The sequence below is a fragment of the Acinetobacter sp. NBRC 110496 genome (assembly GCF_000876115.1).
GTDB lineage: Bacteria > Pseudomonadota > Gammaproteobacteria > Pseudomonadales > Moraxellaceae > Acinetobacter.
Genome location: NZ_BBTF01000077.1, coordinates 1 through 12,194, shown reverse-complemented (window position 1 = coordinate 12,194; position 12,194 = coordinate 1). Strand labels below are relative to the sequence as shown.

The following is a 12,194-nucleotide window of genomic DNA, read 5'->3' as shown; positions in this document are numbered from 1 at the left end:
AACCATGTCACCTTTTCGTCTTTTCTCTAATCTGTTCAATCTTTTATAAAAATCAATTTCAGACATTGTGAAACTCAAAAAATAGTAGTTATGGTTAAAATAATTATACCTTAATAATTATTTTAAGGTTTTAATAAATAAGGTTTTATTGTCATAAATGCTCAAATTTAAGATGAGAAGTAAGATAATTTTTAAGTATAAAGTTTGAGAATGTTTGTAGTCTTTTGTAGTGCATCCAATAATCAAATAAATAATTGTGAAACCATGAAAACACATATCACATTTATATTTATATAAAAATATTATTTGTGATTGGAGGTGATTTTTTTAATTCTATTGATTATTGTGACTCACTACGGAGTTAATTGTATTTAAGTATTTGTTTTTAATTGTTTTATTTTTTAATTATTTTTATTTGATTAGGTGTTGACCTTACCATAATTGGAAAGAATAGAGTTACTACATCAAGGGTAATGATGTACCTGATAGGAAAGAATAACTTCCGAGCTTATTACCCATTATTTTTTCATAATTGTAGTAAGAGGATAACTCCATGAAACGCTTTGTTCCAATGTTAATGATCGGTGCGATTGTATTTAGTGCGGGGTGTTCCTCTTCTGACGCTCCAAAGGATAATTCAATGAGTGAGAATAAACATGAAAGCCATTCAATGCACCATGATATGAATGGTTCAGCTAAAACAGATAATCCATCTACAAATGCCTATATGGAAGTAAATACTCGTATGCACAGCGGAATGGGTATTGATTTCACGGGAAATGCAGATACTGACTTTATGTTGGGTATGATTCCTCACCATCAGGGTGCGGTTGATATGGCAAAAGTAGTTCTTCAATACGGCTCTGATCCAAAAGTGCGTCAGCTTGCTGAAGATGTTATCTCTGCCCAGGAGTCAGAAATCAAGATGATGAATGAATGGTTGGCAAAAAATAAAAATCATTCTGACAGCAAAAATGAAGATAGCCCATCAACTCAAGCATACATTAAGGTCAATGATGAAATGCACGCAGATATGATGGTTCCATTTACAGGAAATGCTGATGTTGATTTCATGAGAGGCATGATTCCCCATCATCAAGGTGCAATTGATATGGCTAAAGTAGTTCTTCAATACGGTTCTGATCCAGAAGTGCGTCAGCTTGCTGAAGATGTTATCTCTGCCCAGGAATCAGAAATCAAGATGATGAATGAATGGTTAAGTAAACATAAGTAGATACTTCTCTATTCGATGTTCTTTTAAATGAGGGGCTTTTTAAAGCCCCTTGTTTTATCTATAAATTTGATGAATTGAGGATTATGTTATATGCCAAAAATTATAGTTCTTCCGCATGAAAAGATTTGTCCACAGGGTGCGGAACTTGAAATTGAAAGTGGAAGTAATTTATGTCGAAGTTTATTGGATCATGGCATTCCCATAGAACATGCCTGCGATTTATCAGGTGCATGTACAACATGTCATGTTGTCGTGAAAAAAGGGTTTGATAGTCTGGAAGAAATGGATGATGTAGAGGCTGACTTACTGGATCGTGCTTGGGGGCTTACGGCTGAATCAAGACTATCTTGTCAGGTTAAAGTCCAAGATGAAAACTTGGAAGTAGAAATCCCCAAATACACGGTAAACTATATTTCAGATCATCATGAATAAGTGTTTCTAGTTTGTTTTTAAGACATTTACTTTTGAAACTTGATTAAGTATTCTTGGTACAGATAAAAGGTGAATCTGGTCAGTATGTCAAATAATAAGTTCATAAAACTTATTCTTGTATTTGTCCTGTTTTTGTTTTCAATAACAACTACGGGTGTTTATACATGGGCGCCTGTAATTGCTAAAAATTTAGACCATCACCATGATCTAAATATTTCTATTGTGTCTGGAGATATAAGTCACTGGACTCTAGTTCATCATGATAATCAAATTTCTCAGGAAGATACAAAAAATCATAATTGGAAAAGTTATGATCAATCTGCTTTACAACATTCAGTTAAGCCTATTACGATTCAAGAACATTTTGCTCTTGATCCTGTATTCTTCTTGAGCTTTGCCCTACCTCTTATACTACTTTTTCTTAGTTTTTTTGAAATACCTATTAGGTCTTTTGGATTTAGGAAAAGGCAATCTTTTATTAGTAACTCTTATACTTATACAAAAGCTTTAATCGTTTTACGTAATTGATTTTTCTATACAAAAAATAATTTTTCATTTTTTTTGTATAGGTAAAGTCATGTCTAAAATTTATCAGATATTTCTTACCTGTGGTTTGGTAGTCATGGCAGCACCTGCTTTTGCAGAGCAAGATTATGCCCGACTACAACAACAGGTATTAGCAAATGATGTAATTCTCAAGAGTTTGCAACAATCTCAGTCTGCGTATGATATCAATCAACAATATGCTGGGCGATTGAACAATCCAACTTTTAATATGGAGCTGGATAATTTAGGAAATTCCAAGCTTAAAGAACTTGATGGCCCTACTACCATGATTGGGCTTTCTCAAGATATTCCCTTAAATAATAAGTTACAGTTACGTAAACAACTGGCAGGATTTCAGGGCAACAATAATCAGTTTGAGATTGTAAAACGTCAGGCAGAACTTAAATCAGAATTAAGGACTTGTCTGTCAAACTGGTATGTTGCAACCCAGCGTGCTGAAATTTTTTCAACTGAAAGTAGTTTGTATAAGCGACAAGTCAATGTACTCACTGAAAAGTTAAAATTCGGTCGAGTGATTCCCTCTGATGTCCAGTTAAGTTCGGCATTGTCAGCAGAATCAGCTTTACGTCATCAAAATGAGTTAAAGAGGATTCAATATCAGAGAAACCTCTGCTCTAAGTATCTTCCTGATTTGCCAAATCAAGCCATTGAAGTGCCTCTAGATATTAACTTTTCCAATCGTGTCAGTTTATTGGAACAGGAAAGTGTCTTAAAAACACAGTTGGCAAAAACACAACTTGAATTGGCAAAAAGAGAGGCCGTACCTGATATTACATTGGGTGTTGGTGTCCGAAATTATCAGGAAACCAGTGACAAGGTATTTTTAGTTTCCACCTCAATTCCCCTCGCTGTCTTCAATCGTAATAAAGGCAATATTGCCATTGCTCAAGCTACCCAAGCCAATGCAGAAACCCAATCTGTCTGGGCAAATCGTAACGCTAAAATTGAATTGGAAAATAAATCGGTTGAGATTTCAAACCTGATTGATGCAATCAAGCAATATGACAGCACGGTATTACCCGCAGCCAATGAAAGTTTACGTATTGCTGAACTGGGCTATCAGGCAGGCAAGACTTCCCTATTGGAATTTAATAGTAATAAGCAAATTTGGTTGGATAAACAGTTAGCCCGTTATGACCTGTGGTTGGCTTTGCAAAATCAAATTGCAGAGATTGAGAAAAACTACGTCACCAATTTAGAACAGGAATAGGGGGAACACAAACATGAATAAAACCACCAATACTTTAATTGCAACAGGTGTTGTTGCATTACTGATTATCCTGTGTGCGATTGCTTGGTATAAGACAGGTAATAAACCAAAGGCGAATTCAGGTGAAACGGTAGAGGAAAGCGTTGCAGTTGCAGGTGATGAAAAAGGCCAACATGGTGGACGTTTATATCGAGATGGCGATTTCTCTACGGAAGTTAAGATTTTTGAGGAAGGTGTTGAACCTCATTTACGTGTATATGGCTATTTCAAGGATAAGCCCTTAAAGCCTCAAGAACTGACTGCAAATATTTTCATCAAGCGTCTTGATGCGGAACAAAATATTAGCTTTGTACCTGAAAGTGACTATCTGATTGGAAATGAAGTGATTTATGAACCACATTCATTTTTGATGATGATCAATGTGGAATATCAAGGTAAAAAGCATACATGGAGGTGGGACACCAAAGAGGGTCGTACCAATATTCCTGATGCCAGTCTAAAAAGTAGTGGACTCGAAGTATTAACTGTTCAGCCTATGATGTTTGAAAATAGCTTACAGCTTAAAGGTGAACTTAAATTTCCAGACAATTTTGAGAGTTTTATTACCCCTAAAGCAAGTGGCACACTGGTTAAAACCTATCGTACGATTGGTGATAAGGTCAGTAAGGGTGACTTATTGGCAACCGTACAAAGTCAGGATGTGATTCGTCTAAATGCTGAACGTACTATCGCTCAGGATACCTTGCAGTTTACACGTAAAAAAATGGAGCAAGAACGGGCTTTATGGCAGAAACGTGTTTCCCCTGAAATTGACTATATTAATGCCGAACGTGAATTTGATAATGCCCATGTTCGTGTCAATGAGTTAAGTAACATCATTAACTCTTATGGTGGTTCTGGCAATGGAATGATTGAAGTACGTGCCGCGATGTCAGGCACAGTGCTGGAAATTCTAAGTGCCATTGGCACAAATGTTAACCCATCTACTCCGATGTTTAAAATTGCCAACACTTCACAACTTTTAGCAGTAGTGAATATTCCTGCTGATAAATTGAATGTGGTGAAAACAAGTAATAAAGTCACCATCCAATCACAGACAACAGCTTCGGAAGAAGCATTGGGGCGCATCAAATATATCAGTGATGTGATTGACCCTAAAACTCGTACTGCTCAAGCCTTTGTTGAAATTCCGAATCAGTTTAACTGGCGTTCAGGTCAGTTGATTTCAGCACAAATCTTTGAAAGTCAATCCATGAAACCGATGGTGGTGCGTGAAGATGCACTACAAACCTATCGTGACTGGGACGTGGTTTTTCTTCGTGTTGGTGATGACTTTGAAGTTCGTCCACTTGAGTTGGGTGAGAAATTCAATGGATTTGTTGAGGTCAAATCGGGTTTAAAAGTTGGACAAAAATATGCAGCAGGTAATTCTTATCTCATAAAAGCAGAGCTGGGTAAATCTGGCGCTTCTCATGACCATTAAAAGCAGGAGTAGCGAACATGTTTGACCAGATTGTAAAACTGTCAATCAAGAACCGTTGGTTCGTATTGATTGTATTTTTGTTTATTGGGGCATTTGGTGTCTATAACTATTTCAAACTGCCGATTGATGCAGTCCCTGATATTACAAATGTTCAGGTACAAATTAACAGCGAGGCTCAGGGACTCTCACCACTGGAAATGGAAACTCAGGTGACCTTTCCAATTGAAACAGCCCTAGCAGGTATCCCCAATCTTAACTATACCCGTTCGGTGTCAAGATATGGACTATCACAAGTCACTGTTATCTTTAAAGAAGGTACAGATATTTATTTTGCCCGCCAATTGGTGAATGAAAGGCTTCAGGGTATTGTACCAAGTCTGCCAAGTAGTATTTCCACTTCAATGGGACCTGTGTCTACAGGACTTGGCGAAATCTTTATGTATACCGTTGAGAATACACCCAATAATCCAAATCCAATGTCAGCTACGGATTTAAGGACATTGCAGGATTGGGTGATTAAGCCACAACTGCGAAATGTTGAGGGTGTCAATGAAATCAATACCATTGGTGGCTATGTAAAACAATTTGTGGTACGTCCTAATTATCCTTATTTGCGGAGTATCGGCTTAGACCAACAGGTAATTGTTGAAGCTATTTCAAAAAATAGCATGAACAAAGGTTCTGGTTATATTGAAAAAAATGGTGAGCAATATCTACTGCGTTCAGATTCACAAATCACATCAATTGAGCAAATCAAGAGTATTCCAATTACGACAAGTAATGGCTATATCCTGCGTTTAAATGATGTTGCAGAAGTATCTATCGGAAGTGAATTGCGTACAGGTGCAGCGACCAAGAATGGTCAGGAAATTGTATTGGGTACAGCATTCATGCTCATTGGAGAGAACTCTCGTAGTGTCGCCCATGCTGTAGATCAAAAATTACAGGAAGTCCAGAAGTCACTACCAGAAGGTGTGGAAGCGAAAGCTGTTTATAACCGTACTACACTGGTTGATGCAACAATTGAAACCGTTAAAAAGAATCTGTTAGAAGGTGCAATCCTTGTGATTGTGGTTCTATTTATCTTTCTTGGGCATTTCCGTGCCGCACTTATTACAGCAATGGTCATTCCATTATCCATGTTGATGACCATTACAGGCATGGTCAATCAGAAAATCAGTGCCAATCTAATGAGTCTTGGGGCATTGGACTTCGGGATTATCGTTGATGGTGCTGTGGTTATTGTCGAAGCATCTCTGGCAAAACTTGCTTTAAAACAGAAAGAGTTAGGGAGAGTACTAACTCGACAGGAACGATTTGCCACAGTATTTGATGCCACCAAAGAATCTAGAAAAGCCATTCTTTATGGTCAGCTTATCATTATTCTGGTTTATCTACCTGTGATGACGCTGACAGGTGTTGAAGGAAAAATGTTCACGCCAATGGCAGCAACAGTGGTGATGGCATTACTTGCAGCGATGATTCTCTCGATTACTTTTGTCCCTGCCATGATTGCATTAGTTACCACAGGCAAAGTAAAAGATGAAGAGTCCAAAATTGTTCATGGCATTAAAAAGTTTTATCACCCTGTTCTGGACTGGTCACTTAACCATCGACTGATACTGGTTGCTTGTGTAGCAGGTTTCTTTGTATTTACTGCCAGTTTGTCTACTCGTCTTGGTTCAGAGTTTATTCCATCGTTGGATGAGGGTGATGTGGCATTACACGCATTACGTATTCCTGGAACATCACTAAGCCAGGCAATCGAAATGCAATATGCACTTGAACGAGAAATCCAAAAGATACCAGAGGTGAAATCGATTTTTGCCAAAATTGGAACAGCCGAAATTGCAACAGATCCTATGCCACCTAATGTGGCAGATAACTATGTCGTGTTAAAGCTCCGTAGGGAGTGGCCGAATCCTAACAAGGAGAAAGCTGATGTCGTGGCAGAAATCGAACGAGTTTCAAAAGGTGTTTATGGCAATAACTACGAGTTCACCCAACCCATTCAGATGCGTTTTAATGAGTTGATTTCTGGTGTACGTACGGATGTTGCTGTAAAAATTTCAGGTGATGATTTGGAACAACTGTTGGAACTTGGCAATGAAGTCGCAGATATCCTTGAAACTGTTAATGGAACTGCCGATTTAAAAGTTGAACAAATGTCTGGTCTACAAATGGTTTCTATTGAACTTAAGCGGGACATGATTGCCAATTATGGTTTAGATGCTGAAGATGTTCAAAATAAAGTATCTAGTCTGATTACTGGGCAAACCGCAGGCAGAATGTTTGAGGGTGATAGAAAGTTCGATATTGTCGTTAGAATGGAAGAAAGTGCGGTCAGTAATCTGGAAAAACTCTATCAAATTCCAATGCGTTTGCCAGATGGGTCAAGTGTACTGTTGTCCGATTTGATTGAGTTAAAAACCATTCAAGGTCCAAACCAGATTTCTCGTGAAAATGGTAAACGCCGAATAGTCATCACTGCCAATGTACGTGGAACAGATATGGGTAGTTATATTGCTGAAGCTCAAGCCAAAGTAGATTCCCAATTCAAATTACCAGAAGGTTACTGGATGTCTTGGGGCGGTACATTTGAGCAGATGCAGTCTGCTACTAATCGTTTGATGATTATTGTACCTGTAGCACTATTATTAATCTTTACCATGATTTACATGGCATTAGGGAATATTCGTAATAGTTTATTGGTCTTTACTGGTGTGCCATTTGCATTAACTGGTGGTGTCATCGCTTTAGCATTAAGGGATATTCCACTTTCAATCTCTGCTGCTGTGGGCTTTATTGCCCTCTCAGGTGTGGCGGTATTAAATGGATTGGTCTTAGTCACCGCAATTCAACGCTTGCAAGCTCAAGGTCAAAGTTTGGTTGATGCGGTAAAGCATGGTGCTTTAGAAAGATTAAGACCTGTATTAATTACGGCTCTGGTTGCTTCTCTGGGATTTATTCCAATGGCGTTAAATGTCGGCATTGGTTCAGAGGTTCAACGCCCAATCGCAACTGTAGTTATTGGCGGGATTATTTCTTCCACATTACTTACATTGATTATTCTGCCTACCTTGTATGTCTGGTTCAATCAAAGAGCCAAGCGTAAAGCAGAAGTAGAAAATTTCTCTGAGCAACAGGTTTAGGGAAGAAATGAAATGATAGGCATGGTGCAAGATAAAAAGTTTAAAGGAACAATGATGTGGCTTGTCTGCATCCTTAGTCTTGCATTGTGCCTGCATTCTAATACACATGTAACTGAAATCAGTTCATTTCAGAACGCACCTTATGCAGAAACACATCCACATGAAGTGAATCAACCGCATATACATAGCCACCAAGATACTTATCATGAACATTTTGTTGGTTATGATGTTGGTCAAAATATTAGTTTTATTGTACTGATTTTCAATTCTCAAATTATTGACAGAATCAAACACTATACCCTTTTAGTGATGAGTCGCATTTTTAAACCGCCAAAAAATGAATGAATTATCAATTCATCATTTAATTTTTTGGAGTTTAATTTATATGACAAGTTCTTTCTTGCAGTGGGTGAAATCAAGAAGCCGCTTAAAACTGATAGTAGTATTAAGCCTATTCTTGTTTAGCCCAATGTTATTTGCGCATGGTGTTTCGGAAGGTGACAAAGGTTACATTCAGGAAATCTACGGTGTCCATATCATCCCATTTATCTATTTGGGAGCGAAACATATGCTCACGGGATACGACCACCTATTGTTTCTCGTTGGCATTATTTTCTTCCTATATCGAATAAAAGATATAGGCTTATATGTCAGCCTTTTTGCCATTGGTCACTCAATCACCATGCTGATTGGTGTGTACTACAACATCTCAATGAATGCCTACATTATTGATGCAATCATTGGTTTCTCTATTGTTTATAAAGCCTTAGATAATTTGGGTGCTTATCAAAGATGGTTTGGGTATCAACCCAATACCAAAATTGCAACCTTAATTTTTGGTCTGATACATGGTTTTGGTTTAGCCGTCAAAATTCAGGAATATGAAGTCCCTAAAGATGGCCTATTGGCAAATTTAATTTCATTTAATGTCGGTGTTGAACTCGGTCAGCTCATGGCACTGTGCATCATTTTGCTATTTATGACCATGTGGCGAAAAACCCCTTACTTCTTTAAAACAGCTTATCAAAGTAATGTCTTTTTGATGTTTCTTGGTTTTTTATTGGTCGGCTATCAGCTTACTGGCTTTATCACACAATAAGGATTGAATTATGTACAACACTGAAATTCCAAAAAATATTCAACTTCCATCTTCCAAAAAGTTGATTAAATCAACAGTAATTGCAGCCATAAGTGCGGTAGTTGTATTAGTGACATGTGTGATGCCCGCTGAATATGGTATCGACCCAACAGGTATAGGAAAAGCCATTGGTTTGGTTGAGATGGGAGAAATTAAACAGTCTTTAGCCAAAGAAGCTGAACAGGGATTGGGCGAAAACACTGGCGGTTTTGCAGAAGAGTTTGATATTTCTGGACAAGATACTAGTGTTTCAGAGGCAACCCAAGCTCTAGGACAAACAGAAGCAAATACAAAGGTTTCAAATGAAAGTGAACCAGCCAAAATGATACCTGCTGTGACCAAAGAATCTATTTCGATTGACCTCAAGGCTGGTCAGGCAACAGAAGTGAAACTGGCAATGCCTAAAGGTGCAAGTGTTAATTTCGACTGGAAAACATCAGGTGGTGGTTTGAATTTTGATACACATGGAGACCCAGTGAATGCCCCGAAAGATTTTTATCATGGTTATGGCAAAGGTCGAAATGAAACTCAGCAATCAGGGACTTTAACGGCTGCATTTGACGGTAAACATGGTTGGTTCTGGCGAAACCGTAACAAAGAATCTGTCACAGTAACTTTAACAGTTGAAGGACAGTTTAGTGAAATAAAACGGATTTTTTAATCTATTTAAGGACATTTAAGGGCAATGCTCTTAAGTGTCCTATGGATAAAGCAGGTGAACTAGGAGAGCCGATAAAATGTTTACAGTATTAAAAAACACAACATATAGACATCTATTTCTTGCACAAGTGATTGCATTAATTGGTACTGGCTTAATTACGATTGCATTGGCTTTACTTGCGTATGATATGGCTGGCGAAAAAGCGGCACAGGTTCTCGGTATTGCACTGGCAATTAAAATGATTGCTTATATTGCCGTCGCACCTGTTGCCTCAGCTTTTGCAGAACGTTTACCCCGAAAAAAGGTTTTGGTTGGATTAGATATTATTCGGGCATTAACAGCACTTTGCTTACCATTTGTAACCCAAATCTGGCAGATTTACCTGTTAATTTTTATTTTACAATCCGCATCAGCAGCATTTACCCCTACATTTCAGGCAACGATTCCAGATGTATTGCCTGATGAAAAAGATTATACCAACGCCTTATCATTGTCCCGTCTAGCTTATGATTTAGAAAATATAATTAGCCCGATGTTAGCAGGGCTGTTATTGACAGTTATTAGTTATAACAATTTATTCTTAGGTACAGTCATTGGCTTCATTGGTTCAGCATTATTTGTTGTCAGTGCAAAACTACCTGTAGCAAAAATTCCTGAATTTAAAGGTATATATAGTCGAATCAAACAGGGGGCAAAAATATATTTTAATACTCCACGATTGAAAGCCTTACTTGCATTAAATCTAGCCATTGCTTCGGCAAGTGCTGTAGTTATTGTCAATACAGTGGTACTGGTTCAATCAACCTTTAAACTGACAGAACATGCAACAACTTGGGCGTTTGGTCTATTTGGTCTTGGTTCTATGCTTTCAGCATTTATATTGCCTAAAGTTCTTGATAAATTTAATGATAGAACCGTGATGTTAACAGGTACAACCATACTGACCATTGGCTTGTTCTCTGGCTATTTTATTCATTCCTATGCTTGGTTATTGGCATTGTGGTTTATTTTAGGTGTGGGCTATTCAGTGGCTCAAACACCAACAGGGCGATTAATTCGTAAATCAGCATCCAGTGAAAATAGAACAGCTTTATTTGCAGCACAATTTGCGTTTTCTCATGCGTGCTGGTTGATTACTTATCCATTAGTTGGGTGGTTGAGTACCAATGTGGGAACATTACAGACTTTTATACCTATGGCAGTAATTGCCGTTATTTCACTCATACTTGCGATGCGTGTATGGTCAGCTCAGGACGAAATGTATTTGGCTCATAATCATGATGATTTACCACCAGAACATGAGCATTTGCAACAACATCTGGTCAATGGAATCCATATTCATGAATATGTAATTGATGATTACCACCAGAAATGGCCAAAATAACTACTTTTTACTTAATTAAATTTTAGTAAGACTTGACCTTACAATTATGGCAAGGTTTATATTAAATAAATCTTGAATAATAGTGGAGATAAATATGGAATTTCATGTTGAAGGTATGACCTGTGGCGGTTGTGCCCGTGGTGTCACCAGAGCAATTCAAGCAGTTGATGCTAATGCAAAGGTAATTACTGATCCTCCAAATCGCAGTGTGAAAGTTGAAACAACTGCAACTCAGCAACAAGTGGTTGAGGCTTTAACAGAGGCTGGTTTTCCTCCTCGCTAAGAGTGAACAAAATAATAAAGCGACTCAAAGTAGTCGCTTTTTATTTCCAATAAAAAGCTAAAACTTAAGTATTTTTGGGAAGTTGAATTAACACCACCCCTCCAAGAATCAAAACTAATGCCAATAATTCAATTACTCCTATACTTTCTCCAATCATAGCGCCAATGATAACAGCCACAATTGGGGCAATATATGTAGCCCCAGCAGCTTTTACTGGTCCAAGCTTTTGAATGATGTAGTAATAAATGAAGAAAGCACCTCCCGTTCCCAACATCCCTAGGCCAATAATCACCCCCCATAGTGTATGGATGTCCGATGTAATCGCAGTAATATGGTCAAAGTCTGTTAGAAGCAACAATGTAAGTGTTGCGATGCCTGACTGCCATGTTGCTAATGCCACTGGAGGTAAGTTTAAGGGAGAAAGAAAATATCGGGCATAAACAAAAGAACATCCAACACTGAGTGTTCCAACAATCATCCATACGATACCCATCAAAGGGATCTCCTGTGTGCTTTCCCATGGTCTGGCACTTAAGATGATGCCTAGGAATCCTAGTATAATTCCAAGGGTCATCCGCTTTGTAGGTTGTTCCTCACGAAGAAATATGATGGAAGCCAAGAACGTAAAAATGGGAATAGTGAACCGTACC

At 38.0% G+C, this 12,194-nt stretch carries 12 protein-coding genes; 11 read left to right on the top strand and 1 reads right to left on the bottom strand.

Annotation, left to right across the window (positions count from 1 at the left end):
- The first annotated feature begins 553 nt into the window (after positions 1-553).
- The 11 genes from Aba26S_RS19515 to Aba26S_RS19465 all read left to right on the top strand — a co-directional run bounded on the left by Aba26S_RS19515 (position 554) and on the right by Aba26S_RS19465 (position 11,544).
- A complete protein-coding gene (locus tag Aba26S_RS19515) occupies positions 554-1,234 on the top strand; it encodes a DUF305 domain-containing protein (protein WP_023188004.1) in 681 nt (226 codons plus the stop codon).
- A gap of 90 nt (positions 1,235-1,324) precedes the next feature.
- Positions 1,325-1,666: an ISC system 2Fe-2S type ferredoxin gene (gene fdx, locus Aba26S_RS19510; protein WP_023188003.1), complete on the top strand. Its 342-nt coding sequence runs from the start codon at positions 1,325-1,327 to the stop codon at positions 1,664-1,666.
- Between the two features lie 84 nt (positions 1,667-1,750).
- Complete coding sequence (locus tag Aba26S_RS19505; RefSeq protein WP_023188002.1) at positions 1,751-2,194, top strand: hypothetical protein; 444 nt, start codon at positions 1,751-1,753, stop codon at positions 2,192-2,194.
- A gap of 49 nt (positions 2,195-2,243) precedes the next feature.
- A complete protein-coding gene (locus Aba26S_RS19500; RefSeq protein WP_023270954.1) occupies positions 2,244-3,443 on the top strand; it encodes a TolC family protein in 1,200 nt (399 codons plus the stop codon).
- Positions 3,444-3,456: 13 nt separating this feature from the next.
- The gene (locus Aba26S_RS19495) at positions 3,457-4,926 is read left to right on the top strand and encodes an efflux RND transporter periplasmic adaptor subunit (protein ID WP_023188000.1); all 1,470 of its coding nucleotides are present in this window, start codon (positions 3,457-3,459) and stop codon (positions 4,924-4,926) included.
- A gap of 17 nt (positions 4,927-4,943) precedes the next feature.
- Complete coding sequence (locus tag Aba26S_RS19490; RefSeq protein WP_023187999.1) at positions 4,944-8,078, top strand: efflux RND transporter permease subunit; 3,135 nt, start codon at positions 4,944-4,946, stop codon at positions 8,076-8,078.
- A 21-nt stretch (positions 8,079-8,099) separates the two neighbouring features.
- On the top strand, positions 8,100-8,423 hold the full coding sequence (locus tag Aba26S_RS19485) for a hypothetical protein (RefSeq protein ID WP_370538966.1): 324 nt from the start codon (positions 8,100-8,102) through the stop codon (positions 8,421-8,423).
- A 40-nt stretch (positions 8,424-8,463) separates the two neighbouring features.
- Positions 8,464-9,177: a HupE/UreJ family protein gene (locus Aba26S_RS19480; protein WP_023270952.1), complete on the top strand. Its 714-nt coding sequence runs from the start codon at positions 8,464-8,466 to the stop codon at positions 9,175-9,177.
- Positions 9,178-9,187: 10 nt separating this feature from the next.
- Positions 9,188-9,877: a hypothetical protein gene (locus Aba26S_RS19475; RefSeq protein ID WP_023187996.1), complete on the top strand. Its 690-nt coding sequence runs from the start codon at positions 9,188-9,190 to the stop codon at positions 9,875-9,877.
- Between the two features lie 76 nt (positions 9,878-9,953).
- Positions 9,954-11,261, top strand: coding sequence for an MFS transporter (locus Aba26S_RS19470; RefSeq protein WP_023187995.1), 1,308 nt, complete (start codon positions 9,954-9,956; stop codon positions 11,259-11,261).
- Positions 11,262-11,355: 94 nt separating this feature from the next.
- Positions 11,356-11,544: a heavy-metal-associated domain-containing protein gene (locus tag Aba26S_RS19465; RefSeq protein ID WP_023187994.1), complete on the top strand. Its 189-nt coding sequence runs from the start codon at positions 11,356-11,358 to the stop codon at positions 11,542-11,544.
- Between the two features lie 64 nt (positions 11,545-11,608).
- On the opposite strand, the gene Aba26S_RS19460 is transcribed toward Aba26S_RS19465, so the two are convergent.
- Positions 11,609-12,037 (bottom strand): EamA family transporter, encoded by a 429-nt coding sequence (locus tag Aba26S_RS19460; RefSeq protein WP_228136303.1) that lies wholly within the window; start codon positions 12,035-12,037, stop codon positions 11,609-11,611.
- Between the last annotated feature and the right edge of the window lie 157 nt (positions 12,038-12,194).